This window comes from Kitasatospora sp. GAS204B (genome assembly GCF_029892155.1).
GTDB lineage: Bacteria > Actinomycetota > Actinomycetes > Streptomycetales > Streptomycetaceae > Kitasatospora.
The window spans coordinates 26,227-51,096 of record NZ_JARZAG010000001.1; the positions used below are offsets into that span (position 1 = coordinate 26,227).

A 24,870-nucleotide genomic window follows, 5' to 3' on the forward strand; every position below is an offset into this window, starting at 1 on the left:
CCTAAGGTCGTCGGCGATCAGGTCATCCAGTCGACAGCGGTGGGGTCATGGCACAGACGGCAGTCACCGAGCGGCCGGCGGCGCGGGAAGCGCCGCCGGCCCGTCCGTCCCTGCTGCTCGAACTGACCGCCCGGGTGCCCTGGGCGGTTCGCCACGCGGGCTGGCTCGGCCCGATCGCGGTGGCGCTCTTCGCCGGCGTGCTGCGGTTCTGGAACCTCGGCCACCCGCGCGCCTTCGTCTTCGACGAGACGTACTACCCCAAGGACGCCTGGTCGCTGCTCCACCAGGGCTACGAGGGCGTCTGGTCGCCCACCGCCAACGACCTGATCCTGGCCCACCCGCCGACCATCCCGCTCGACTCGACGCCCGCGTTCGTCGCCCATCCGCCGCTCGGCAAGTGGGTGATCGCGCTCGGCGAGGCGGCCTTCGGGCTGAACCCGTTCGGCTGGCGGGTGATGGTCGCGCTGCTCGGCACCCTCTCGGTGCTGATGCTGGCCCGGATCGGGCGCCGTCTCTTCGGCTCCACCCTGATCGGCTGCACCGCCGCGCTGCTGATGTCGGTGGACGGCCTGCAGTTCGTGATGAGCCGCACCGGGCTGCTGGACGGCGTGCTGATGTTCTTCGTGCTGGCCGCCTTCGGCTGCCTGCTGATCGACCGCGACCGGACCAGGGCCAGGCTCGCCGTGCCGGGAGTGGACGGCGACCGGCTGCGGCTGGGCCTGCGGCCCTGGCGGCTGGCCGCCGGGCTGCTGCTCGGCGCGGCCTGCTCGGTGAAGTGGAACGGCGCGCAGATCCTGGCCGCCTTCGGCCTGCTCACCGTGCTCTGGGACCAGGCGGGCCGCCGGGCGGCCGGCGCCCGCTACCCGATGCGCAGCATGCTGCGGCGTGACGCGCTGCCGGCCTTCGGCTCACTGGTGGTGGTCGGCGCGCTGACCTACCTGGCCTCCTGGTCCGGCTGGTTCGCCACCTCGGGCGGCTACGACCGGCACTGGGCGGACGGCCGGTCCGGCCTGCTGCCCGCGCCGCTGCGCAGCTGGTGGCACTACCAGTCCGAGATGTGGCACTTCAACACCACGCTGACCACCCCGCACATGTACCAGTCCAACCCGTGGAGCTGGCTGGTCCAGGGCCGCCCGGTCAGCATGTACTGGCAGCAGGTGCCGGTCGGCCAGCAGGGCTGCACCGCCTCGGGCGGCTGCACCACCCAGATCCTGGCGCTCGGCACCCCGCTGCTCTGGTGGACCGCCTGCTTCGCGCTGGCCTACCTGCTGTACCGCTGGTTCTTCCGGCGGGACTGGCGTTCGGGCGCGGTGCTCTGCGCGGTGGCCGCGATCTACCTGCCCTGGTTCCAGTTCCAGCAGCGCACCATCTTCTCCTTCTACATGGTCGTGCTGGTGCCGTTCCTGTGCCTGGCGGTGGCCCAGATGCTCGGGGCGATGCTCGGCCCCGCCGGCAGCACGGTGGTGCGACGGGCGGTGGGCGGCGCCGCCGCGGGCGGCATCGTGCTGGCGATCATGGGGTGCTTCCTCTACTTCCTGCCGCTCTACACCGCCCAGGTGATCCCGATGAGCGACTGGCAGGACCGCATGTGGTTCACCAGTTGGATCTGATCGGGCTGGCTTCGGGGGGATCGTCCGGCTCGAGCCAGCTGCTGCCGGTCACCCCGCTGCTCGGGGTGGCCATGGCCGTGCTGCTGCTGGCCGCGATCGCGGTGGCCGGGTGGGGGCGGCTCGGGCACGGCAGGGCGGTGCTGCGGGCCGGGGTGCGGGCGGTGGTGCAGCTCGCGGCGGTCGCCTTCGTGATCACCTGGGTGGTCCACTCGCTCTGGCTGACCGCGCTCTTCGTGCTGGTGATGTTCACCGTGGCGGTGCGCACCGCCGGACGCCGGATGACCGACGCGCCCGGCTGGAGCTGGGCCTGGGCGGCGGCGCCGATCGGCGCGGGCGTGCTGCCGGTGCTGGTGCTGCTGCTCGGCAGCGGGCTGCTGCCGCTCAAGGGACTCTCCATCGTGCCGGTGGCCGGGATCATGATCGGCGGCGCGCTCAGTGCCACCTCGCTGGCCGGCCGCCGGGCGCTGGACGAGCTGACCCAGCGGCACGGCGAGGTGGAGGCGGCGCTGGCGCTCGGCCTCGAGGACCGGGACGCCCGTCTGGAGATCTGCCGCACGGCCGCCGCCACCTCGCTGGTCCCGGCCCTCGACCAGACCCGCACGGTCGGCCTGGTCACGCTGCCCGGTGCCTTCGTCGGCATGCTGCTGGGCGGCTCCTCGCCGGTGGCGGCGGGGGCGGTGCAGCTCTTCGTGCTGGTCGCGCTGCTCGCGGTGGAGGCGGTGGCGATCGTGGTGGTGCTGGAGCTGGTCGGGCGGGGACTGGTGCGGCGTCCGCTAGAGTGGAGGCGTTGAAGGGGAGTAGCCCTCCACCGGACCGTCGACATACCGGCTCGCTCGCACAGGAGCCCGGCGCCCGGGACACCACGTGTGTCGGCGAGACCTTCGGCCGCAGTGCTGTGCTTCGAGACCAGTGCTGTCAGGCCGGGGTCTCTTTTTTTCGAGGCCGCGCGGCCGGGCAGCCCGACCGTGGGGATATCGATCCTGATGAGCCTGACCGTCTTCGCCGTCGCCTTCGGCATCATCTTCCTGGCAGAGCTGCCGGACAAGACCGCCCTGGCCGCGCTGATGCTCGGCACCCGTTACCGCGCGGCCTACGTCTTCGCCGGCGTCGCGGCGGCGATGGCCGTCCAGGTCGGCCTCGCGCTGGCGGCCGGCAGCCTGCTGGCGCTGCTGCCGCACCGCTGGGTGGAGGGGATCAGCGGGGCGCTCTTCCTGGCGGGCGCGGTGATGCTGCTGCTGCACAAGCCCGAGGAGGAGGGGCACGAGGCGAAGGCGCCGTCCTCCACCGGCTTCTGGAAGGTGGCCGGGGCCAGCTTCCTGGTGGTGGCGGTGGCCGAGTTCGGCGACCTGACCCAGATCATGACCGCCAACCTGGCCGCCAAGTACGCCGATCCGCTCTCGGTGGGCCTGGGTGCCTGGCTGGCCCTCTGCGCGGTGGGCGGCCTGGCGATCGTGGGCGGCCAGAAGCTGCTGAAGCACGTGCCGATGAAGGTGATCATCCGGGTCGCGGCGGCGGCGATGCTGGTGCTAGCGGCGATCAGCCTGGTGGGGGCGGTGACCGGCTGATCGAGGCTCAGCAGGTGGCGCCGGCGTTGAGCGCGTCGGCGGTCTGCTGGTCGTAGACACCCCAGGTGGACTGCCAGAGCATGTTGTTGTTCTGGAAGTTCCCGACCGCGTACTCGGTCGCCTTGTCGAAGTAGCCCGGGGTGAAGCTGTTGCTGAAGCAGTTCGCGGCCGAGAGCTGCTGCTGGAGGGCGGCGACGTCCGCGCCGGACATCCGGTAGCGCAGGGTGCGGAAGGTGGCGCTCGGCGACGGGCTGGCCGGGGCGCTGGTGCTCGGCGCGGCGCTGGTCGGGGGTGCCGAGTTGGTGGCCGGTGCGGTGCTGGGCCGCGGAGCCTGGGTGCTGGCCGGCACGGGCGCGGCCGGGGCCTGGGTGGTGGGCGCGACGGTCGTCGCCGAGGAGCGGGGCGAGGCGGACGTCGGCCGGGCCGACGTCGCGGACGCGCTGCCCGCCGCACTGCTCGCGGCGGCCGTGGTCGGCGCGGACTGCGGGGGACCGGTCGGGGACGGGACGGGGTCCGGCACGCTGGTGGGCAGCACCGGCAGCGTCTCGTGGCTGGTCTGCGAGCCGGGGGAGAGCGCGAGGGCCAGGCCCACGCCGAGCGCGACCACGCCCGCGCCCGCCGCCACGCCCACGCCGCGTCTGCGGTGCTTGGCCCGTCTGGAGGCGGCCCGGCCGCCCTGCGGGCCCGGCGCGGTGGCGATCGGGAAGAGCCCGAGCTCACGTGGGGGAGCCGAGGGCTGGGCCGGGGGCAGCAGCGGCGGGACCGGCGGCAGCACGGTGGTGCTGAAGACGTCGTCAGCGACCAGCACATCGGTCACCGGCACCGCCGGTATGTACGGGCGGACCAGCGGTGGCCCCTCCAGATGCGGCAGCACGGCGGTCTCGGTGACATCGGGGTCCGGGGCGGGACTCGAGCCGGGGCCTGGGTGGGCGTATCCCGGCATGGGCCAGTCCTCCTGGAACGTCGACGGTGTGGAATGCGCCCGATTATGCAGGACGGGTCCCGTGGCCAACAGGGGCGCCGGGCTTACGAATGGCGCAACCGTTCCCGGCAAATCAGGACACATCTGACACGATGAAGGCGAGAAGTCGGACTAACCGTCAGATAAGCGGCAAACAGCACCGAGGAGGACCCGCCATGGCGGAACCGGCCACCGAGCCCGAGCCGCTGATCTCCCAGGAGGCCGGGGTCCACAACCTCTGGGTCCCGATCAGCGCCCTGCTGTTGGCCCTGCTGCTCGCCGCGCTCGACCAGACCATCGTCTCCACCGCGCTGCCCACCATCGTCAGCGACCTCGGCGGCCTCGAACACCTCTCCTGGGTGGTCACCGCCTACCTGCTGGCCTCCACCGCCGCCACCCCGCTCTGGGGCAAGCTCGGCGACATGTACGGCCGGAAGCGGTTCTTCCAGGCCTCCATCGTGATCTTCCTGATCGGCTCCGCGCTCTGCGGCGTGGCCCAGAACATGGGCGAGCTGATCGCCTTCCGCGCCCTGCAGGGTCTGGGCGGCGGCGGCCTGATCGTGCTGACCCAGGCGATCGTCGGCGACCTGGTGCCGCCGCGCGACCGCGGCAAGTACCAGGGACTGTTCGGCGCGGTCTTCGGCGCCACCAGCGTGCTCGGCCCGCTGCTCGGCGGCTTCTTCGTCGACCAGCTCTCCTGGCGCTGGGTCTTCTACATCAACCTGCCGATCGGTGTGGTCGCGCTGGTGGTGATCGCCGTCGTGCTGCACAGCGTCGAGGTCAAGCGCAAGCACCGGATCGACTACCTCGGCATCGTGCTGATCGCCTCGGTCGCCACCTGCCTGGTGCTGATGACCTCGCTCGGCGGGGTGACCTACCCGTGGGGCTCCTGGCAGATCATCGGCCTGGGCGTGCTCGGGGTGGTGCTGCTGATCGCCTTCGTCCAGGTAGAGCGCACCGCCGAGGAAGCCGTGCTGCCGCCCCGGCTCTTCGCCTCGCGCACCTTCAGCCTGGTCTCGGTGATCTCCTTCGTGGTCGGCTTCGCGATGTTCGGCGCGCTCACCTACCTGCCGACCTTCCTCCAGGTGGTGCAGGGCGTCTCGCCGACCCTGTCGGGCGTGCACATGCTGCCGATGGTGCTCGGCATGCTGGTCACCTCGATCGGCTCCGGCCAGATCGTCGCGCGAACCGGCCGCTACCGGGTCTTCCCGATCGCCGGCACAGCGGTGGTGACGGTGGGTCTGATCCTGCTCTCCAGGCTCACCGAGTCCACCTCGACCACCGTGATGAGCCTGTACTTCCTGGTCTTCGGCCTGGGCCTGGGCCTGGTGCTGCAGGTACTGGTGCTGATCGTGCAGAACTCCGTCGGCTACCAGGACCTGGGCTCGGCCACCGCCGCCGCCACCTTCTTCCGGTCGATCGGCGCCTCCTTCGGCGTCTCGATCTTCGGCACCATCTTCACCACCAGCCTGACCCACAAGCTGAACGACGCGTTGCGCGGCGTCCCCCTGCCGGCCGGCTTCCACCCGTCGTCGATCACCGCCGACCCACACGTCATCAAGTCCCTGCCACCGGCCGTCGCACACAGCGTGCTGCACGCCTACGCCACCGCCATCGCGGAGGTCTTCCTCTACGCCGCGCCGGTGGCGTTCGTCGCCTTCATCTTCTCGCTCTTCGTCCAGGAACAGCCGCTGCGCGCCTCGGTCACCGCGCCCGACCTCGGCGAGTCGATCGGGATGAACCCGGTGGAGCGCTCCTCGGTGGACGAGATCGCCCGCGCGCTGACCGTGCTCAACTCCCGCGAAGCGCGCCGCGATCTGTATCGACGGATCACCGCCGAGGCCGGCCTGGACCTGCAACCGGCCGCCAGCTGGCTGCTGTTGCAGATGCACCACCAGGGCTCGGTCGAGCCCGCCGAGCTGGCCGAGCACCGGATCATCCCGCCCCAGATCGTGGAGGCGGCCGCGCGCGAGGTGGAGGGCAAGGGCCTGGCGCTGCGCAACGGGCTGCCGATGCGGCTGACCGAGGCGGGCCAGCAGGTGGCGCTCAAGCTGGTCGCCGCCCGGCGCACCCAACTGTCCCGGCTGTGCGGCGACTGGGACGAGAAGCAGTTCGCCGACCTGGCCGACCTGCTCACCCGCCTCAGCGGTGCGCTGACCGGCGACCAGCACGACCGCCCGGACCGGGCGGACCGGAGCACCGGCGAGCACGTCCCGCACAACGAGGGGCGCACGCTCTGACGGTCCGTCCGGTCCCGGCGGTGGTGGCGGCGCACCGGATGGGTGTGAGGTGCGGCAGGATGGGGGGATGAGCGTAGTCAAGATCAATGTGCTGACCGTTCCCGCCGAGCAGCGGGAGGTGCTGGAGCAGCGGTTCGCGTCGCGGGCCGGGGCTGTGGAGAACTCGGACGGGTTCGAGTGGTTCGAGTTGCTGCGGCCGGTGGAGGGGACCGACCAGTACCTGGTGTACACCCGGTGGGCGTCGGAGGAGGCGTTTCAGGCGTGGATGAGCGGGCCGATGCAGGCCGCGCACCGGCCGGCCGGTGCGGCGGGGCAGCGGCCGGCTGCGGCGGGGTCGACGCTCTGGTCGTTCGAGGTGGTGCAGTCGACCGGGCCCAAGGCGGGCTGAGCCGGTCGGGCGGTGGGGTCAGGGGGTGCGGGTGCCGGGCTGCTCGGCCGGGTGGAAGGCGACCGGGGCGTCGAAGGCGGCCCGGCGGGTGGCGCGGCGCAGCGCGCGCAGCACCGGGGTGCCGACGGTGAGGCTCAGGACGGCGGTCAGGGCGGCCCGTGGCAGGTCCCAACCCATCGAGGTGGTCAGGCAGTAGACCGCGAACCGGGGGAGGTTCGCGGTCAGCGGGCCGCCGGGGACGAAGGCGATGGAGCTGCTCAGGCCGCCGATGTACGGCCAGCCCTGCAGGTTCATGATGGTGCCGTAGAGGACGGCCGCGCCGGCGCCGTAGCCCGCCAGCAGCAGCAGTTCGCGGCGGCCGCGCAGGGTGGCCCGCCCCGGCAGCAGGCCGGCGCCCAGGCAGACCCAGCCCATGCTGAGCATCTGGAACGGCAGCCAGGGCCCGACGCCGCCGGTGAGCAGCGCGGAGGCCAGCATGGTGATCGCGCCCAGCACGAAGCCGGTGCCCGGGCCGAGCACCCGCCCGGCCAGCACCATCAGGAAGAACATCGGCTCCAGGCCCGCGGTGCCCGCGCCGAGCGGGCGCAGCGCGGCGCCGGCGGCGGCCAGCACGCCGAGCAGCGCGACCGTCTTCGGGTCCAGGCCGCCCTCGCCGAGCTGGGCGACCAGCACGGCCAGCAGCAGCGGCAGCAGCAAGGTGAACAGCCAAGGGGCGTCGGCCGCGTGGCCGACCAGGGCGGAGGAGGGCGCGGCGAGCAGCGGCCAGCCGAAGGCGACCAGGCCCACCAGCGAGGTCAGGGTGAGCGCGGTGATCGAGCGCGGGCCGAGCGGGACGGGGCGGGTCATCGGCGTGGGTGCCCGATCGCGTCGGCCACCTGACGGACCGTCAGCCAGGGCTCGGGGGCGAGCACTTTGGCCACCTGCGGGGCGTAGACCGGGGAGGCCAGCACCACTTCGGCCGACGGCCCGTCGGCGACCAGCTCGCCGTCGGCCAGCACCAGGGTGCGGTGGGCGACTTCGGCGGCCAGCTCCACGTCGTGGGTGGCCAGCAGGATCGCGTGGCCGTCGGCGGCCAGGGCGGTGAGGATCTCGACCAGGCGCTGTTTGGCCGGGTAGTCCAGGCCGCGGGTGGGCTCGTCGAGCAGCAGCAGGGCGGGGCGGGCGGCCAGCACCACGGCGAGGGCGAGGGTGAGGCGCTGGCCCTCGGAGAGGTCGCGCGGGTGGGTGTCGTCGGCCAGGCCGGGCGCCAGGCGTTCCAGCAGGGCGCGGCAACTGCCGGGCGTGGCACCGCAGTCCTGTTCGGCGGCGGCGCACTCGGCGGCCACGGTCGCGGCGCAGAGCAGGTCGCGCGGGTCCTGCGGGACCAGGCCGACCTGGCGGACCAGCTCCTGCGGGCGGGCCCGGTGCGGGGTGAGGCCGCCGACCCGGACCGAGCCGTTCGCGGGGGCGTGCAGGCCGGCCAGGGCGCCGAGCAGGGTGGACTTGCCGGCGCCGTTGCGGCCCATCAGGGCGGTGACCTGGCGGGCGTACAGGGTGAGCGAGAGGTCGCGGACGGCCGGGATCGAGCCGCGCCGGACGGTGAGGCGGGCGGCCTCGGCGACCGGGGTGCCGGTGGGCGGTGGGGCGGCGACCGGCGGGGTCTGCGCGAGGCGCCCGCGCAGCGGGGCCGCGAGCCGGCGGGCGTCGCGCACCGAGAGCGGCAGCGGGTGCCAGCCGGCCAGCTTCCCCAGGCCGACCACCGGCGGGTTGACGGGGGACTGGGCCAGGACCGCGGCGGGCTCGCCCAGCACGGCGGGCCGCCCGTCGCCCGGCAGCAGCAGTACCTGGTCCGCGTACTGCACCACCCGTTCCAGGCGGTGCTCGGCCATCAGCACGGTGGTGCCCAGGTCGTGCACCAGCCGCTGCACCACGGCCAGTACCTCCTCGGCCGCGCCGGGGTCGAGCGCGGAGGTCGGCTCGTCCAGCACCAGGACCTTCGGATGTACCGTCAGCACCGAGCCGATCGCCACCCGCTGCCGCTGGCCGCCGGAAAGGGTGCCGAGCGGGCGGTCGCGCAGCTCGGCCAGCCCCAGCAGGTCCAGTGTCTCCTCGACCCGGCGTCGCATCACCGCTGGTGCCACGCCCAACGACTCCATGCCGTAGGCGAGTTCGTCCTCCACCGTGTCGGTGACGAAGTGTGCGCCGACATCCTGGCCCACCGTGCCCACCAGGTCGGCGAGTTCGCGCGGCCGGTGGTCGCGGGTGTCGCGCCCGCCGACGGTGACCCGGCCGTGCAGCACGCCGCCGGTGAAGTGCGGGACCAGTCCGTTGACGGTGCCCAGCAGGGTGGACTTGCCGACCCCGGACGGGCCGACCAGCAGGCAGAGTTCGCCCTCCGGGACGGTCAGGTCGAGGCCGCTGAGCGCGGGCGCGGGCGCGTCCGGGTAGTGCACCGAGACCTGCTCGAAGGTGATCACGGGTTTCGGTCCTTCCGGGTGGCGGGCAGGCGGAAGCCGGGTGGCCGGGGCGCGGCGAGGGCCGGCAGCAGCGCGAGCAGGATCGCCAGGGCGGCGGCGAGCGGGAGTTCGGGGGCGGTCGGCGGGACCACGGACGGGGAGAAGGCGGCGGGGTCGCGGGTGGCCAGCAAGCTCAGCACGGCGGCGGTGGCCAGGCCCGAGCCGGCCGTCAGCCACTCCGGCAGTGCCCAGCGGTCCGGGCGGTAGCGGGTGCGCACGGTCCGCCGGCCGCCGAGCGCCAGGCCCGTCGCGCTCGCGGCCACGCCGAGCAGCAGCGCGGGCGGCGCCCAGCTCGCGCCGTCCGTGCCGAGCAGCCCGTAGGCCGCCGCGCAGAGCGCGAGCAGTCCGAGCAGGGTGAGCGCGGCGGTGGCCCGGGCGAGGGCGCGGGGCACCGGTGCGGTGCGCCCGAAACCGCGGCTGTCCATCGCGGCGGCCAGCGCCACCGAGTGCTCCAACGCGCTCTCCAGCACCGGCAGTCCGACGCTGAGCACGGAGCCGATGCCGCGGTCCGGGCGGCCGCGCAACCGGCGGGCGGCGCGCAGCCGGCCGACGTCCGCCACCAGGTTCGGCGCGAAGGACATCGCCACCACCACGGCCACGCCCACCTCGTAGAGCGCGCCGGGCAGCAGGCGCAGCAGCCGGGCCGGGGAGGCCAGCGCGTTGGCGGCGCCGACGCAGATCAGCAGGGTGGCCAGCCGCAGGCCGTCGTAGAGGGTGAAGAGCAGCGACTCCAGGCTCACCCGGCCGCCGATCCGCACGCCCTGGGCCCAAGTGGGCAGCGGGAGTTGCGGGAGGGTCAGCAGGGTGTGGGTGCCGGCGATCGGGGAGCCGAGCAGCACGGTGAAGAGCAGTCGGAGCAGCAGCACGGCCAGGCCCAGCCGCAGGAAGGTGCCGTACGAGCGCGACCAGGGCGCCTCGGTGCGGCGGGCGGCGACCACGTAGCCGGCCACCGCGATGATCAGCAGCAGGAGCAGCGGGTTGCTGGTGCGGGTGGCCGCCGCGGCCAGGCCGAGCGCCCAGAGCCACCAGGCGCCGGGGTGCAGCTGGCGGGAGTTCTGCCTCAGCGGGCTCATGGGCGACGGCGTCGGCGGGCCTGCCACCAGGCGCCCGCGCCGAGCAGCAGGATCAGCGCGCCGCCCACCGTCAGGCCCAGGTCGGGGCCCGAGCTCTTGGCGGTGGGGGCGGCGGCCGTCGGGGCGGTGACGGCCTCGCCGCAGCCGGTGGCCGGGTAGCCGGCGATGGCGCAGAGGACCCCGTTGCTGTCGTAGCGCAGCGGTGGGGCGAGCGTGGCGAGCACCTCGGCCGAGCTGGCGTCCGGGCGCACCTGGGCGCAGCCCGTACGAGCCGCCGGGGGGACGGCTGTTGACGATGCGTCAGCCGAGGTGCCGAAGTCCAGCACCACGCCGACCCGCTTCAGCCCGGGCCGTGCCGGGGTATTGGCGCACAGGGCGGCGAAGTCGGGGGCGCCGCCCGGCCGGGCGGCGTGTTGCCCGCCGTCGGGGCTGAGTGCGAAGCGCCAGCCGTCCACGCTGCCGTCGGCGGGCAGGTAGCCGACCGGGCCCTGCGTCTGGTAGCTCCAACTGCCGTCGGTGCCACGCCAGAACGACCAGTAGCGGTAGGTGGCCGCCGCGGCGGGGGTGCTGAGCGCGAGGGCGCTGAGCAGGGCCAGCACGGCGGCGGTGAGGATCCGGGCCGCGCCGACCCAGCTAGGGCGCGTCTTCAAAGTCCCGCCGGGTCCGCGACGCCGGGCATCCCGCCTGGACACACGCCCGGATCGCCCAAGTACGACCCAGTACGAGGACGACCCGGGCGCACGCCCAGCCGGGCGCCCAACGCCGCGGACCGATCCGACGCGACTTTGAAGACGCGCCCTCGGCCGGGTCACAGCGAGCGCTTGCGGTTCATGCTGAGGAACAGGCCACCGCCGATGCCCGCGAGCAGGCCCACGCCCACCAGCCAGAGCGGGGAGAAGCCGCCGCTCTTCGACTTGGCGCTCGGCGCGGCGGAATCGCCCGTCGCGGCCTGCGCCGCCGGGCCGGCGTCGGCGAGCTGCTTGACCAGGTCGGTGCCGGCGAAGGCGTGCGGGTCGTGCCCGGCGGCCTCGGCGGCCAGGATCAGCGTGGCGGTGGCGGCCGGGTCGGTGCCCGCAGCGCCCTTGGTCCAGGGGCCCGCGTTGGCGTTCAGCCAGTCGGCGGCGGGCGTGGCCTGCTGGGGGTGCCCGGCCCGTACCAGGCTCAGCACGGCCCAGGCGGTGGAGCCGAAGTCGGGGCTGGGCGCGGCGCCCGGCGTGCTGAGCATCAGGTGCTGCCCGCTCGCGGCCAGCGTGGTGCTGAGGTAGGAGGAGGCGCCCTCGGCGGAGACGCCGGCGGCGGTGGCCGGGCAGTCCAGCGGCTTGGGTGCGGCCCCGGTCGGGCTGCCGGCCGCGACCGGCAGCGAACCGCCGGCTGCCGCGAGCGTGGCCTGCGCGGTGGCCAGCGCGTTGGCGCTCGCCGGCTGCCCGGCGCTCGCCGCCTGGTAGGCGAAGGCGCCGCGCTGGTCGGCCGGGGCGGCGCAGCCCAACTGCAGTGCGCCGAGCGCGTCCAGGCCGGTCTTGCCGGACTTGGCCACCGCCGTCGGGTCGCCGCCGGCGGCCCGCAGCGCGCTCAGCACCAGGCCGGTCGAGTCGGCGTCACCCTGGCCGCCCGGGTTGTAGGACCAGCTGCCGTCCGCGTTCTGAACGGTCTTCAGCCAGCCGACGCCCTTGTCCACGGCCGCCTGGTGCCCGCCCAGCGCGACCAGCGCCTGCACCGCCATCGCGGTGGCGTTGCTGTCCTCGGTGGCCGCCGTGCAGGCCGCGCCGGTGTCGGCGCGGAAGGACGGCCAGCCGCCGTCGGCGCACTGCTGCGCGGTCAGCCAGTCGACCGCCGAGGCGGCCGGGGTCACCTTCGCGGTGTGCAGCGCGGTCAGCGCGAGCGACTGCCGCCAGACGCCGTCGTAGGTCGGGTCGCCCTTGCCGTAGACGGCGGCGGGCGGTGCCACCGGTGCGGGCGAGGCGCTGGGCGCCGCGGCCGGGGAGGCGTCGGCCAGCGCGGGGCCCGCGGCGAGGCCCGCCAGCAGCGTGGCGGTCAGGACGGCGGCGCCGGTACGGGCGGGCGAGAGCATGGCGGTGCGGAGGCCTTTCGGTGGACGTCGGGCGGTCCGCTCTCCCGGCCGACGGCTCTGGTCGGCGCCGGTTGCGGCCCGTACGACTCTAACCGGCCCGCGAATGGCCACCGACCGCCCCACCGACCGCCCCACCGACGGCCGCCGACCGCCCCGTCGGGGCCCGCCCGCCGACGGCCCGTCGAGGCCCGCCCGCCACGTGCGTCGGCGTGGCCTGCGGGGCAGCGTGGCGTGAATCACCTTCCCCGCCTGGGATGCCGAAGCTACGGGCCGGTATCTTCGAGGTCTCTCACTGTTCACAGGTTCAAGGGGTTGACCATGACGGGGCAGCCACCCTCCACGGCCGACCGCCGGCCGCTGCGGATCGCGCTGCTCTCCTACCGCGGCGACCCGTTCTGCGGCGGCCAGGGCGTCTATGTCCGGCACCTCTCCCGGGAGTTGGCCCGGCTCGGCCATCACGTAGAGGTGATCGGCGCGCAGCCCTACCCGGTGCTGGACGAGGTCGAGGGCCCCGGCTCGGTGCGCCTGGTCGAGCTGCCCAGCCTGGATCTGTACCGCGCCGACGACCCGTTCCGCACGCCCGCGTTGGCGGAGCTGCGCGGGGTGGTCGACGCGCTGGAGGTCGCCACCATGTGGACCGGCGGCTTCCCCGAGCCGCTCACCTTCTCGCTGCGGGCCCGCCAGTTCCTGGCCCGGCACCGCGGCCGTTACGACGTGGTGCACGACAACCAGACCCTCGGCTACGGCCTGCTCGGCCTGGCCCGGCACGGCTTCCCGCTGGTCACCACGATCCACCACCCGGTCACCGTGGACCGCCGCCTGGAGCTGGAGGCGGCCGGCACCCCGCTGCGGCGCCTGTCGCTGCGCCGCTGGTACGCCTTCACCCGGATGCAGCGCCGGGTCACCGCGCGGCTCGACCAGATCATCACGGTCTCCGGCAGCTCCAAGGCCGAGATCGTCCGGCACCTGGGGGCCACGGCCGACAGCGTCTCGGTGGTGCCGATCGGCGCCGACACCCGGCTCTGGTCCCCGTCCGCAGAGGTCCCGGTGGTGCCCGGGCGGATCGTCGCCACCTCCAGCGCGGACGTGCCGCTCAAGGGCCTGGTCCACCTGGTCGAGGCACTCGCCAAGGTCCGCACCGAGCGGGACGCGCACCTGGTGGTGGTCTGCAAGAAGCAGGGCGAGGGCCCGGTGGCGGACGCGGTGCGGCGGTTCGGCCTGGAACGGCACATCGAGTTCCGCACCGGCCTGACCGACCAGGAACTGGTCGACCTCTACCGCTCGGCCGAAGTGGCCTGCGTGCCCTCGCTCTACGAGGGGTTCTCGCTGCCCGCGGCCGAGGCGATGGCCACCGGCACCCCGCTGGTGGCCACCACCGGCGGCGCGATCCCCGAGGTGGCGGGACCGGACGGGCAGACCTGCCTGGCCGTGCCGCCGGGCGACGCGGGTGCGCTGGCCGGCGCGCTGGGCCGGCTGCTGGACGACGCCGAGCTGCGGGCGCGGCTCGGCGCGGCCGGTCGGGAGCGGGTGCTCGCCCACTTCACCTGGGAGCGCGCGGCCGAACTGACCGCCGAGCGCTACCGCGTGGCCGTCGCCAGCGGCGTCGGGCAGCGCGGCCGCTCCGGCGCGGGCTGGCGCTACGTCGCCTGACGGCGTGCCGCTGCGGCGTGCGTGGCCGCAGCATGTATGGCCGCAGCGTGCACGACCGCAGCGTGCGTGGCCTGAAAGTGCGTTACCAGATCGTCCGTGTACCGAATGGGAGCTCCACACCGTGCTGACCGTCGATTTCTCCCGCTTCCCGCTCGCCCCCGGTGATCGGGTGCTCGATCTGGGGTGCGGCGGGGGCCGGCACGCGTTCGAGTGCTACCGCCGCGGCGCCAACGTGGTGGCGCTGGACCAGAACGCCGAGGAGATCGCCGAGGTCAAGCGCTGGTTCGACGCGATGGCGGCGGCCGGCGAGGCGCCGGCAGGGTCGAGCGCGGTGGCGATGGAGGGCAACGCGCTGGCGCTGCCGTTCGAGGACGAGTCCTTCGACAAGATCATCATCTCCGAGGTGATGGAGCACATCCCGGACGACAAGGGCGTGCTCAACGAGATGTTCCGGGTGCTCAAGCCCGGCGGCCTGCTCGCGGTGACCGTGCCGCGCTGGCTGCCGGAGAAGATCTGCTGGGCGCTCTCCGACGAGTACCACGAGGTCGAGGGCGGCCACATCCGGATCTACCGGGGCGACGAGCTGCTCGACAAGCTCCGCGAGGCCGGCCTGAACCCGTACGGCACCCACCACGCGCACGCGCTGCACTCGCCGTACTGGTGGATCAAGTGCGCGGTCGGCGTGAACAACGACAAGGCGCTGCCGGTCAAGGCCTACCACCAGCTGCTGGTCTGGGACATCGTCGGCACCCCGGTGATCAGCAAGCTCACCAAGGCCGCCGAGGCCGCGCTCAACCCGGTGCTCGGCAAGAGCTTCGTCGCCTACGCCAGCAAGCCCAACCGGGCCGGCGAGTGACGCCGCACGAGGGGGTGGCCAGCCCCCGCACGCTGCTGCTGCCCGGGGTGCTGGACGCCGAGCAGGCGGCCGCCACCGTGCGCGGCATCCTGGCGGAGCAGCGGCCGGACGGGGCCATCCCGTGGTTCGCCGGCGGTCACCTGGACCCCTGGGACCACACCGAGGCCGCGATGGCGCTGGACGTGGCCGGCGAGCACGCCGCCGCCGAACGCGCCTACCGCTGGCTGGCGGAGTGTCAGAACCCGGACGGCTCCTGGTACGCGGGCTACTTCGGCGACGGTGCACCCGGCGTCAGCAACCGGGCGGTGGAGACCAACTTCTGCGCCTACCTGGCGGTCGGCGTCTGGCACCACCACCTGACCACCGGCGACGACGCGTTCCTGAGCCGGATGTGGCCGGTGGTGCGCCGCGCGCTGGACTTCACCGTCGGCCTGCAGCTGGCCGACGGCGCGATCGCCTGGCGGCTGGACGAGGACGGCACGCCCGTCCAGGAGGCGCTGCTCACCGGCTCGGCCAGCATCCTGCACGCCCTGCGGTGCGGTCTGGCGATCGCCGACCAGCTCGAAGACCCGCAGCCGGACTGGGAGTTGGCCACCGGCCGACTGCAGCACGCGGTCGCCGAGCACCCCGAGCGGTTCCTCGACAAGGGCCGCTACTCGATGGACTGGTACTACCCGGTGCTCGGCAGCGCGCTGCGCGGCCCGGCGGCCCGGCAGCGGATCGAGGCGGACTGGGACCGCTTCGTGGTGCCCGGCCTCGGGGTCCGCTGCGTCAGCGACCGGCCCTGGGTGACCGGCGGCGAGAGTGCCGAACTCGCGCTCGCGCTCTGGGCGTTGGGAGACTCCGAGGGGGCGGTGGAGATCCTGCGCTGGATCCAGCACCTGCGTCACGAGGACGGCTCCTACTGGACCGGCTACGTCTTCGAGGACGACGCCATCTGGCCCGAGGAGCGCACTACTTGGACGGCCGGCGCGCTGCTGCTCGCGGTCGCGGCGCTGGGCGGCGATCCGGCGACGGTCGCCGTCTTCGGGGCCGAACGGCTGCCGAACGGGCTTGCCGTGCAAGGGTGTTGCCGAGCGAGCTGAGACGACTGCGCGAAGGGGCCGGCGGGAGATTCCCGCCGGCCCCTTCGCGCGTGCTCGGATCGTGGCCGAGGTCAGCCGCGCTGGATGCCCGTGCTGTCGGGCAGCAGGCCCTGGCTGCCGTCCTGCAGCTGGGCGATCAGGGCGCTGCCGCGCTGGTCCACCGCCAGGTACCAGGTGCCGGGCAGCAGCTCGCCGACCGGCGGACCGGCCGAGCCGTCCTTCGGGGCCAGCCGGCGCGGCTCCGGCACCGCGAACCAGAACGGCGCGAAGTCGGCGGCGGGGGCCTGGGCGGCCGGGGTCGGCTCGGGGGCCGGTGCCTGGGCGGCGACCGGAGCGCTCTGCGCGGCGGCGGGAGCCGGGGCCGGGGCGGCCTGCGCGGCGGCCGGGGCGAAGGCGCCGGCGTCCTGCGGCTGGGCGGCGGCGGGGTTGGGCTGGCCGTAGCCGAAGTCCGGGGTGGGCTGGCCGAGACCCGGCTGGCCGGGCAGCGGCTGACCGGGCTGGCCGGCGCCCGGGGCGGGGAAGCCGTAGCCGCCCTGCTGCTGCGGCTGGCCGCCGCCGAAGGTCATCCCCGGACCCTGCTGGCCGGGCAGCGGCTGGCCGGGCTGGCCGGGCTGGCCGACACCCGGGGCCGGGAAGCCGTAGCCGCCCTGCTGCGGGTATCCCTGGCCGGCGCCCGGGTAGCCGCCGACCGCCGGCTGGTAGCCCTGCGGCGCGGCCGGCTTGTCCGTCAGCAGCGGCGCCTGCAGCGCGGGCACCAGCGGCCCGGCCGCGGCGGCGCCGGCCAGCACCAGCACCGCGAGCACCCCGAGGTAGGCACCCCAGGAGTGGTTCGAGCCGGCGACCAGCGACCACAGCGCGGTCCACAGCGCGACCACCGAGAAGGAGACGCCCCACTGGTCGAGCCGCAGCCCCAGGATCTGGCGGGTCCTGGCCGCCTCCCCCTGGAAGCGCTGCAGCAGGATCAGCGCGGCGGCGACGATGCCCAGCAGGTAGACCGAGGGCAGGATCGGGAACAGGTTGCTGTTCCAGACGCTGGAGGAGCAGCTCGCCGACGACACGTACCGGGGGCAGTCGATTGACCAGTACGGAAGGAAGGACGAGATGAGCAGGAGCGCGGCCGCGCCTGCGACGGCGGCATCTCCCCTGGTGAGAGCGCGCAAGTTCACTGATCGGTCCCCTCGGTGGTGTGTCCTGTCGGCGTGACGCCGTGCGATTCTACTAACCCGGCGCCGGGGTGGTCAGCCAGTGGTGGTTCAGCCGGTGGTGGTGAGGAAGCCGGTGAACGCGTCGGCGATGCCCTGGGCGGCCCGCTGGCGCCACTGCGGGTCGGTCATCCGTGCCGCGTCCCCGCTGTTGCGCATGTTGCCGCACTCGATGAACACCTTCGGCACGGTCGACAGATTCAGACCACCGAGATCGCTGCGGGTGTCCAGGCCCTGGTCGGCGACGTAGTCGGCGTAGGGCTCCCCGGTGGCGGTGTGGAAGCTGTCGCGGACCAGCAGTCCCAGCCGGTGCGAGGGGTCGACGATCGCGCTGGTGTCGGCCTTCCCGGCCACCACCTTGGCGGGCATGATCACGTGGAAGCCGCTGCCGGAGGCCGGACCGCCGTCGCCGTGGACCGAGATCGCCGCGTCCGCGTGGGCGGTGTTGCCGATCGCCGCCCGCTCGTCCACGCACGGTCCCCAGGCGCGGTTGCCGTCCTGGGTGAGGATCACGGTGGCTCCCAGGCTCTGCAGCAGGTCGCGGATCCGGTGCGAGACGTCGAGGGTGTAGGCGGCCTCGGTGTAGCCGGCGTCGGTCTCGGTGCCGGTGGTGTCGCACTCCTTGTGACCGTTGCCCACGTCCACCTGCTGGTTGATCTCGGTGGCGTGGCTGAAATTGCCCGGATTGTGGCCCGGGTCGATCACGACGGTCTTACCGGCGAGCGGCTTGGCGCCGGTCGTGGTGGAGGCCGACGGCGCGGTGCTGGACGGCGCGGGCGAGGCGGCAGGGGAGCCGGTGCCTGACGGGGACGGGGACGCGGACGGCGGGGCGACGGTGACCTCGCTCGGTACGGGGCCGGCTGCTCGGGTGGCGGCCGTGCTGGTGCCGCAGGCGCTCAGGGCGAGCAGCGTGAGCAGGCCGAGCGGGGCGGCGAGCGCGCGAGAGGCGGTGCGGGAGGCGTGGTTCACGGAGAGTCAGATCCTGTCCCAGGTGCGGGGCGTCAGGCCGTAGGTGGTGGCCAGGGCGTTCCACTTCGTCACGAAGTCCTGCTTGGCTTGGGTCGCCTGCGGGTTCAGCGCGTCCGCGTGCTGCTTGTCCGGCGTGGACGGCGCGGTCCTGCCGCCGCCGCAGCCCTGCGCGCTGATGGTCCGGGCCCAGGCCGCGTACGAGCGGTCGATCTCGCCGGACTCCTGCCAGGCCGTCTTCAGGCCGGCGGCCGCGTCCGCACCGCCGGGCAGGTCGGCGAGGTTGAGCTTGGCCAGGTCGGCGAGCAACTGGTCGCGCTGCTGGGCGGCGGAGTCGAAGGTCTGCGCGGCGCTGTCGATGTCGGCCTTGGCCGGGCAGCTCTGCACCTGGGCGACCGCGCTGCCGATCGGGGACTTGGCGGCCTCGCCCCGGGTCAGCAGGGCGTCCATCGCCTGGGCCTCGGCCAGCGCGTTCGCCCCTGCCGAGCCGCTGGCGGACGGGCTCGCGCTCGCTCCCGCCGAGCCGGACGGCGCGCCCGAGGTGGTCGGTGCGGCCGCCGGCGCGCCGGTGGGGGAGGCCGTGGCCGTGGGCGGGGCGGCCTTCGCCGTCTTGGCCGGGCTGCCCGAGCCCTGCAAGGCGAAGACGGTGCCGCCGCCGATCGCCAGCAGCAGCACCACGCCGATGCCGACCAGCAGCGGGCCGCGGCGACGCGGGCGGTCGTCCTGCTCGGGGCCCTCGGGCTGGTACTCCTCGTAGCGGCCGGGCAGGTTGATGCCGGCAGGGGCCGGGTGGGGCGGGTAGCCGCCCGGGGCCTGCTGCGGAGGCGGAGGCGGGTAGCCGCCCGGGGCCGTGGGCTGGTAGCTCGGGACGGGTGGCCGGAGCTGGTAGCTGGTGAGCTCCTGCGGCGGGACGGGCGGCAGCGCCTGGGTGGCGTCGAACGCACCGGCACCGGGGGCGCCGAACGGTCCCGGCGGTTGCTGCTGCGGCCCGGCGTGGCCCGGGAAGCCGGTCGGCGGCTGCGGCTGCGGGGGCGCCGGGGGGACGGCCGGGGCGGGTCGGCTGAAGGGGGCGCTGCCCTGTTGCGGCGCGACGTGACCAGGAAAGCCACCGGGGGCCGGGGGTGGTGTGACGTGACCGGGAAAGCCGCCCGGGGCCGGGGGCGGCGCAGCGTGGTCGGGGAACGCGCCGGGGGCCGGGGCCTGGCCCGCCAGGTACGGGCGGGCGGCCAGCGGGGGCCCCTGGTCGCCGACCGCGCCGGTCGCGGGGGGCGGCGCCAGCGGCGAGCCGGGGCCGGCCGCTCCCTGCGGCGCGTCGGCCGGTCGGGGCCGGACCCAGCCACCGGCGCCGCCGCGCGCGGTGGGATCCCAGACCGCCGGTGTCGTGTCGCCCTGGTCCGTCATCGTGTGGCCCCGCCTTCAGGTCCTGCCCCGCAGGTGCTGGGTCTCGCCGGTGCGTTCTCGGTATCGGTGCGCGCCCGTCGTCACCGTACCGGCACCGTACCGGCCGATCGCCGCTTCCCGTGCGGTGGCTCCCGGAAAAGGGCGTGCCGCGGACCGGTTCGGCCGACATGTCCGTTCCGGGTGCCGACCGGTCGGGTGTTGGGCCCGGGGGGCGGGTCGGCGCGCCCGGCCGCGATCGGTCACACCACCGGGCGCCGCAGCACCCGCAGCGACCCGGTGACCGAGATCTCCTCGAAACCCTCGTCGAGGGCGCGCAGGTAGACCCGGTACGGGGCTTGGCCGCCGTCCGCCGGGTCCGGGAAGACGTCGTGCACGACCAGCAGGCCGTCCGCCGCCAGATGCGGCACCCAGCCCGCGTAGTCGCCGCTCGCGTGCTCGTCGGTGTGGCCGCCGTCGATGAAGACCAGCCCGAGCCGGCCGCCCCAGACCGCCGCGACCTGCGGCGAGCGTCCGACCAGCGCGATCACGTGCTGTTCCAGGCCGGCCGCGTGCAGGGTGCGGCGGAACCGGGGCAGCGTGTCCATCAGGCCGACCTCGGGGTCCACCAGCGAGGCGTCGTGGTACTCCCAGCCGGGCTGCTGCTCCTCGGAGCCGCGGTGGTGGTCCACGGTCAGCGCCACCGTGCCGGTGCGCCGGGCGGCGTCGGCCAACAGGATCGCCGAGCGACCGCAGTAGGTGCCGATCTCCAGCACCGGCAGCCCGGTGCGCGTCGCGGCCTCGACGGCGGCGGCGTACAGCGCGAGGCCCTCGTCGAGGGGCATGAAGCCGTCCGCCGCGGTGAAGGCCGCGAGCACCTCGGGTGCGGGGCCGGTCTGCTCCCGGGTGTCGTTCATGGTGCCGCTGCTCCCTCTGTCCGGTACGACCGCGTGTGCCTGACGACGGCGTGTGCGTGACGACCGCACTCGCGTGACGACCGCATGCGCGTGTCCCCGGGACCCTACTCGATCGGGTCGGCACGCCGGTTACCGGTCGGTAGCGGGGTGGACAGGCCGAAGGCCCGGTGCGCGGGTTGCGCACCGGGCCTTCGGACGGCGGCTCGGTCGGGCCGCCGGCGGTCGGCCGCGCGGTCGGACCGGGGCGGTTCAGTTGCTGGCCGCGTCCAGCCGGTGGCGGCCGTGCGGGTCGGCCTCGTTGGTGTCGTCCGGGGCGGAAACGCCTCGGTGGCGGCCGTGCACGGCGTCCTCCGAGGTGGCCTCGTCGGCGCCGAGGTCGGTGGTGTCGGTGAGGTTTTCGGACATCAGCTTCGTCTTCCGTGCGAGGGTGCAGGTATCTGTGGTGCCGCACGGCACCGCCGGCCGTGACTGGGCCGGGTGCGGGGAAGTCGCGTCCGGCGTGGCGCGAATTCCCCGCGACACACCAGGACGTTCACGCCCCACTGGTCCGTCACCCTAACGGCCGGGTGGGACAACAGACTATCGAGCCGGTCATGACTGCAGGACGGTCGGCAAGGCCGCGCTGGTTGCGTCAGGTGTGTCCGCTGGGGTGTTGGGCGTGGCCGACGGCGTGTCACCTCCTGGTGGACGGTGGCCCGACACGCCGGAATCCAGCCAGTGGCCGACCAGCTCCCGGTAGAGCGGGGAGAGGACCTGTAGGTCGCCGTGGAGCGCGGTGAGCGCCGTGCCGCCGTCCAGCAGCAGCACCCGGTCGGCGCGCAGTGCGGAGGCGATCCGGTGCGCGATCACCACCAGGGACCCCGGGCGAGCCGCGAAGGCCGCCTCCACCCGGGCCTCGGCGGCCGGATCCAGGTGGCAGCCGGCCTCGTCCAGCAGCACCACTGGGGCGGGGGAGAGGTAGCTGCGGACCAGGGTGAGCAGCTGGCGCTCGCCGGCGGAGAGCGCGTCCGGGTCCGCCAGTTCGGCGTCCAGCCCGCCGAGTCGGGCGACCAGCGGGGCGGCGCCGAGCAGCTCGATCGCCGGGATGGGGTCGACGCCGGGGTTCAGCCAGTCGAGGTTCTCCCGGACGGTGCCGGCGAAGAGGTAGGCCTGCTGCGGCACCAGCGCCACCCGGGCCGCGCGGTCGGCGGCGGCGAGGGTGTGCAGCGGGACGCCGCTCAGGGTGACCGTGCCGTGGTCCGGGGTGATCAGCCCGGCCAGCAGGCTCGCCAGGGTCGACTTGCCCGCACCGCTGGCGCCGACCACCGCGAGGTGCTCGCCGGGCCCGAGGGTGAGGTCGAGGCCGGTCAACACGGGTGCGGCGGCCGGACCGTGGGCGTAGCACAGGCCCTGGGCCCGCAGGGTGCCCGCCTGCTCGGCTCCGCCCGCCTGCTCTGCGCTGGCGGCCGGCTCGGCCGGGTGGCGGGGCTCGGGCCCGGTCGCCGTGGTGGCCAGCCGGTCGACGGTGACGGCGAGTTGCGGCAGCCAGCCGCCGGCGGCGCCGGAGAGCGTGCGCACGGCCGGCTCCAACTGCTGTGTCAGATAGGCCAGCACGCCCAGCACCTCACCGGCCGTCAGCCAGTGGTGCGTCACCAGCCAGGGTGCCGCCGCGACCACCAGCAGCACCGGCAGGCGCCCGCCGAGCGCCACCGCGAGCGAGCGCAGCGCGGTGGCCCGGCCGAGCGCGCGAGCGGCCTCGCCCTGGGCCAGGACGGCCTCGCCGACGGCTGCCGCCACCCGGGGGCCGGCCGCGCAGGCCGCGATGTCGCGGACCCCGGCGAGCGCCTGCGCCGCCTCGGCGGCCACCCGTTCCTCGGCCAGCACCAGGGCTCGCCGGCGCCGCACCAGCGGGCGCAGCAGCCGGGCGAAGAGCAGCCCGCCCGCCGCCAGCGGCAGCAGCACCAGGGGCAGTACGGCGGGTGCCAGCAGTGCCAGCCCGAGCAGCGCGCCGACCAGGCTGACCCCGACCCCGCGCAGCGTGCGCAGCAGGGTGGCGGTCAACTGCCGTACCGACTCGACCTGTTCGGTGAGCCGGGCGACCTCGGCGGGATCGGCGACCGGGCGGCTCAGGGCCGCCTCGACCACCTGCCGGACCAGGGCGTCGCGCAGCGGTTCGACCACCGCCGCGACGTGCGGGAAGGCCGCCCGGGCGGCCCAGCCGCGGAGCAGCAGCGCCAGGCCGAGCAGCGTGAGCCACCCGCAGCCGGCCAGCGGGCGGCCGACCAGGAAACCGTGGTCGGCGGCGGTGGCCAGCAGCAGCCCGGAGAGCAGCGGCGGTACGGCCTCGACCGCGGCCCAGCCGAGGATCCGCAGCAACGGGGTGCGCGAGCCGCGCAACTGGGCGCGGAGCAGTGGGAGCAGCGCCGACGGGTGGTCGCGGTGGCGTCCCATCAGCTCGCCGTTCCGGTTGCCGCCAGCACCGCGCGGTACTCGGGGTCGGCGAGCAGGGCGGCGTGCGGGGCCAGGGCACGCAGCCGGCCCCGGTCGAGCCAGGCGACCAGGTCGGCCTGGGCCGCGACCCGGGCGCGGTGGGCCACCACCAAGCGGGTGCGTCCCGCGGTGGCCTGGTCGAGCGCGCGGGTCACCTGGTACTCCGTCACCAGGTCCAGGCTGGAGGTGGCGTCGTCCAGCACCGCGATCCGGGCCTGTTGGGCCAGCAGCCGGGCCAGTCCGAGGCGCTGCAGCTCGCCGCCGGAGAGCCGCAACTCGCCGGGGGCGGTGGCCGGTCCTGCGGGCAGCCGGGCCAGGAAGCCGTCGGCCTGCGCGGCCCGCAGGTGCTCGGGGCCGGTTCCCTCCAGCGCCTCGGCGACCGTGCGTCCCACCAGGACCGGCCGTTCGAAGGCATAGCCGACGGCGGCCCGCAGGGCGTCCGGGGCGAGTTCGGTGACCGGGACACCGTCGATCAGCACCTCGCCCTGGTCCGGCTCGCGCAGCCGGCCGGCCAGCGCGGCGAGCAGTGACTTGCCCGAGCCCGAGCGGCCGACCAGGGCCACCGTGCTGCCACCCGCGATGGTGAGGTCGAGCGGCCCGAGCAGTGGTCGGTCGGCGGACTCGCCCTGGACCACGACCTGACGGAACGTCAACTCGCCGGTTCCCGGCGGCAGTGGGGCCCGACCGACGGCTGGGGCGGGGATGGCGAACAGCTCGTCGAGCCGCAGCTGTCCGGCCCGCGCGTGGGCCAGCCCGGCCAGGGCCTCCACCTGCTCGAAGAACCCGACGCCCAGGGCCGACCAGCCAGCCGCGGCGGCCAGCGCGCCGGGTGGCAGGGCGTGTTGGGCGACCAGGGTGCCGGCGGTGCTCAGGACGGCCAGCTCGACCGCCGCGATCAGCAGCATCGCCTGCCAGACCGTGCGGCGCTGGGTGTGCCACAACGCGTGTCCCGCGTCGGACAGTTCGGGCAGCGGCGTGAGGATCCTGGCGGCCTCGCGGGCTTCCGCGCCGGCGGCGTGGATGCTGCGCAGGCCGGCCAGCGCGCCGGTCAGCCGTGCGGCGAGCGCGGACTGGGCGCGCTGGTAGCGGACGAACCCGGCGCCGGCCTGGCGTCCGAACAGCCGCACCAGCAGCACGCCCGGGACCACCCCGCCGAGAAAGGCCAGCGCCAGCCAGGGCGACAGCACGCCGAGTCCGATGATCGCGCCGAGCGAGCTCAGCAGCGCGGTAGCGGTGCCGACGGCGACGGGGAGCCGGTTGCCCGCGTCCGCGGTGGCGCTCACCAGCCGGGCGGTCAGATCGCCGGCCGGCCGGCTGATCCGCTGCGGGCCGAGCGCCAGCAGGTGTCCGAGGAAGCGCTCGCGCAGCGCGGCGGTGGCCTCCGCCGAGCAGGCGGGGCCGGCGAGCGCGAGCACGGCGCTGGTGGCCGCGCCCGCGAGCAGCGTGGCGGCGAGCAGCGCGAAGGCGGTGGTGGAGCCACTGCCGGCGGGGCGGGCGAGGACCGCGTCGGCGGCGCCCGCGATCGCGGCGGGCAGCGCCAGGGTGACGGCGGCGTCGAGCGGCGCCGCGACCAGCAGCGCGGGCGTCCAGGGTCGCGGCATCGGTAGGGCCTTCCAGGGGCGGTGACGAATAGCGGTGGTGCCGGATATCGGTGGTGCCGGATATCGGTGGCGCCGGTCCGGGCCGCCGACCGTGTGGCGGCGGCAGCCCGGACCTCACCGGGGCTGATCAGCCCCGGACCATCGCGGTGATCAGGCGATGGTGAAGATCAGGCAGGTCAGGATCAGGCAGGTGTACTGGCACCCGCTGCCGTGCCCGGTCAGCTCGGCCGACTCCGTCTCCGGCAGGTCCTGCAGCGCGGCGAGGTCGGTCTCGAAGCTGGTCATGTTCTCCATGGTGGGTTCCTCCCCTTGGTTGCGCGCAGCGCGAACTCGCCCCGCGCGCTTCG

22 protein-coding genes are annotated in these 24,870 nt (G+C 74.8%); 8 read left to right on the forward strand and 14 right to left on the reverse strand.

The window, feature by feature from the left end; translation table 11 throughout:
• Positions 1 to 47 precede the first annotated feature (47 nt).
• The 3 genes from P3T41_RS00160 (at position 48) to P3T41_RS00170 (ending at position 3,175) form a co-directional block, all read left to right on the forward strand.
• Complete coding sequence (locus P3T41_RS00160) at positions 48 to 1,610, forward strand: phospholipid carrier-dependent glycosyltransferase (RefSeq protein ID WP_280686826.1); 1,563 nt, start codon at positions 48 to 50, stop codon at positions 1,608 to 1,610.
• 71 nt (positions 1,611 to 1,681) lie between these two features.
• Complete coding sequence (locus P3T41_RS00165) at positions 1,682 to 2,401, forward strand: ABC transporter permease (RefSeq protein ID WP_280687299.1); 720 nt, start codon at positions 1,682 to 1,684, stop codon at positions 2,399 to 2,401.
• 189 nt (positions 2,402 to 2,590) lie between these two features.
• Positions 2,591 to 3,175 carry a TMEM165/GDT1 family protein gene (locus P3T41_RS00170; protein ID WP_280687300.1) on the forward strand — a complete coding sequence of 195 codons (585 nt, stop codon included), beginning with the start codon at positions 2,591 to 2,593 and terminating at the stop codon, positions 3,173 to 3,175.
• 7 nt (positions 3,176 to 3,182) lie between these two features.
• Here the strand turns inward: P3T41_RS00170 and P3T41_RS00175 are convergent, their stop codons facing one another.
• Positions 3,183 to 4,118 carry a peptidoglycan-binding domain-containing protein gene (locus P3T41_RS00175; RefSeq protein ID WP_280686827.1) on the reverse strand — a complete coding sequence of 312 codons (936 nt, stop codon included), beginning with the start codon at positions 4,116 to 4,118 and terminating at the stop codon, positions 3,183 to 3,185.
• Positions 4,119 to 4,312: 194 nt separating this feature from the next.
• Here P3T41_RS00175 and P3T41_RS00180 point away from each other — a divergent pair, with 194 nt between their 5' ends.
• Positions 4,313 to 6,376 carry an MFS transporter gene (locus P3T41_RS00180; RefSeq protein WP_280686828.1) on the forward strand — a complete coding sequence of 688 codons (2,064 nt, stop codon included), beginning with the start codon at positions 4,313 to 4,315 and terminating at the stop codon, positions 6,374 to 6,376.
• A 67-nt stretch (positions 6,377 to 6,443) separates the two neighbouring features.
• Entirely contained in the window at positions 6,444 to 6,764 is a 321-nt protein-coding gene (locus P3T41_RS00185; protein ID WP_280686829.1) for an antibiotic biosynthesis monooxygenase, read from the forward strand.
• Positions 6,765 to 6,782: 18 nt separating this feature from the next.
• Here the strand turns inward: P3T41_RS00185 and P3T41_RS00190 are convergent, their stop codons facing one another.
• From P3T41_RS00190 to P3T41_RS00210, 5 genes are all read right to left on the reverse strand, one after another.
• On the reverse strand, positions 6,783 to 7,610 hold the full coding sequence (locus P3T41_RS00190) for an ECF transporter S component (protein ID WP_280686830.1): 828 nt from the start codon (positions 7,608 to 7,610) through the stop codon (positions 6,783 to 6,785).
• Entirely contained in the window at positions 7,607 to 9,220 is a 1,614-nt protein-coding gene (locus P3T41_RS00195; RefSeq protein WP_280686831.1) for an ABC transporter ATP-binding protein, read from the reverse strand. The genes P3T41_RS00190 and P3T41_RS00195 overlap by 4 nt, the downstream gene beginning before the upstream one ends.
• Complete coding sequence (locus P3T41_RS00200; protein ID WP_280686832.1) at positions 9,217 to 10,332, reverse strand: energy-coupling factor transporter transmembrane protein EcfT; 1,116 nt, start codon at positions 10,330 to 10,332, stop codon at positions 9,217 to 9,219. The genes P3T41_RS00195 and P3T41_RS00200 overlap by 4 nt, the downstream gene beginning before the upstream one ends.
• Entirely contained in the window at positions 10,329 to 10,982 is a 654-nt protein-coding gene (locus P3T41_RS00205; RefSeq protein ID WP_280686833.1) for an SCO2322 family protein, read from the reverse strand. Before P3T41_RS00205 ends, P3T41_RS00200 begins: the two co-directional genes overlap by 4 nt.
• A gap of 158 nt (positions 10,983 to 11,140) precedes the next feature.
• The gene (locus P3T41_RS00210; protein WP_280686834.1) at positions 11,141 to 12,400 is read right to left on the reverse strand and encodes a terpene cyclase/mutase family protein; all 1,260 of its coding nucleotides are present in this window, start codon (positions 12,398 to 12,400) and stop codon (positions 11,141 to 11,143) included.
• A gap of 318 nt (positions 12,401 to 12,718) precedes the next feature.
• Between P3T41_RS00210 and P3T41_RS00215 the strand changes: the two genes are divergently transcribed.
• From P3T41_RS00215 to P3T41_RS00225, 3 genes are all read left to right on the forward strand, one after another.
• Complete coding sequence (locus P3T41_RS00215; protein WP_280686835.1) at positions 12,719 to 14,050, forward strand: glycosyltransferase family 4 protein; 1,332 nt, start codon at positions 12,719 to 12,721, stop codon at positions 14,048 to 14,050.
• A gap of 121 nt (positions 14,051 to 14,171) precedes the next feature.
• Positions 14,172 to 14,906, forward strand: a complete 735-nt coding sequence (locus tag P3T41_RS00220; protein WP_280686836.1) for a class I SAM-dependent methyltransferase — start codon at positions 14,172 to 14,174, stop codon at positions 14,904 to 14,906.
• Between the two features lie 14 nt (positions 14,907 to 14,920).
• Positions 14,921 to 15,991 carry a prenyltransferase/squalene oxidase repeat-containing protein gene (locus tag P3T41_RS00225; protein ID WP_280687301.1) on the forward strand — a complete coding sequence of 357 codons (1,071 nt, stop codon included), beginning with the start codon at positions 14,921 to 14,923 and terminating at the stop codon, positions 15,989 to 15,991.
• Positions 15,992 to 16,062: 71 nt separating this feature from the next.
• On the opposite strand, the gene P3T41_RS00230 is transcribed toward P3T41_RS00225, so the two are convergent.
• The 8 genes from P3T41_RS00230 to P3T41_RS00265 all read right to left on the reverse strand — a co-directional run bounded on the left by P3T41_RS00230 (position 16,063) and on the right by P3T41_RS00265 (position 24,808).
• On the reverse strand, positions 16,063 to 17,157 hold the full coding sequence (locus tag P3T41_RS00230) for a hypothetical protein (protein ID WP_280686837.1): 1,095 nt from the start codon (positions 17,155 to 17,157) through the stop codon (positions 16,063 to 16,065).
• Between the two features lie 87 nt (positions 17,158 to 17,244).
• Positions 17,245 to 18,162 carry an N-acetylmuramoyl-L-alanine amidase gene (locus P3T41_RS00235; protein WP_280686838.1) on the reverse strand — a complete coding sequence of 306 codons (918 nt, stop codon included), beginning with the start codon at positions 18,160 to 18,162 and terminating at the stop codon, positions 17,245 to 17,247.
• Positions 18,163 to 18,168: 6 nt separating this feature from the next.
• Positions 18,169 to 19,560, reverse strand: a complete 1,392-nt coding sequence (locus P3T41_RS00240) for a hypothetical protein (protein ID WP_280686839.1) — start codon at positions 19,558 to 19,560, stop codon at positions 18,169 to 18,171.
• A 239-nt stretch (positions 19,561 to 19,799) separates the two neighbouring features.
• Positions 19,800 to 20,453 carry a class I SAM-dependent methyltransferase gene (locus tag P3T41_RS00245; protein ID WP_280686840.1) on the reverse strand — a complete coding sequence of 218 codons (654 nt, stop codon included), beginning with the start codon at positions 20,451 to 20,453 and terminating at the stop codon, positions 19,800 to 19,802.
• A gap of 249 nt (positions 20,454 to 20,702) precedes the next feature.
• Entirely contained in the window at positions 20,703 to 20,858 is a 156-nt protein-coding gene (locus P3T41_RS00250; RefSeq protein WP_280686841.1) for a hypothetical protein, read from the reverse strand.
• Between the two features lie 186 nt (positions 20,859 to 21,044).
• A complete protein-coding gene (locus P3T41_RS00255; protein WP_280686842.1) occupies positions 21,045 to 22,883 on the reverse strand; it encodes an ATP-binding cassette domain-containing protein in 1,839 nt (612 codons plus the stop codon).
• A complete protein-coding gene (locus P3T41_RS00260; protein WP_280686843.1) occupies positions 22,883 to 24,523 on the reverse strand; it encodes an ABC transporter ATP-binding protein in 1,641 nt (546 codons plus the stop codon). The genes P3T41_RS00255 and P3T41_RS00260 overlap by 1 nt, the downstream gene beginning before the upstream one ends.
• Positions 24,524 to 24,673: 150 nt before the next feature.
• Positions 24,674 to 24,808: a VenA family class IV lanthipeptide gene (locus tag P3T41_RS00265; RefSeq protein WP_280686844.1), complete on the reverse strand. Its 135-nt coding sequence runs from the start codon at positions 24,806 to 24,808 to the stop codon at positions 24,674 to 24,676.
• Positions 24,809 to 24,870: the final 62 nt, after the last annotated feature.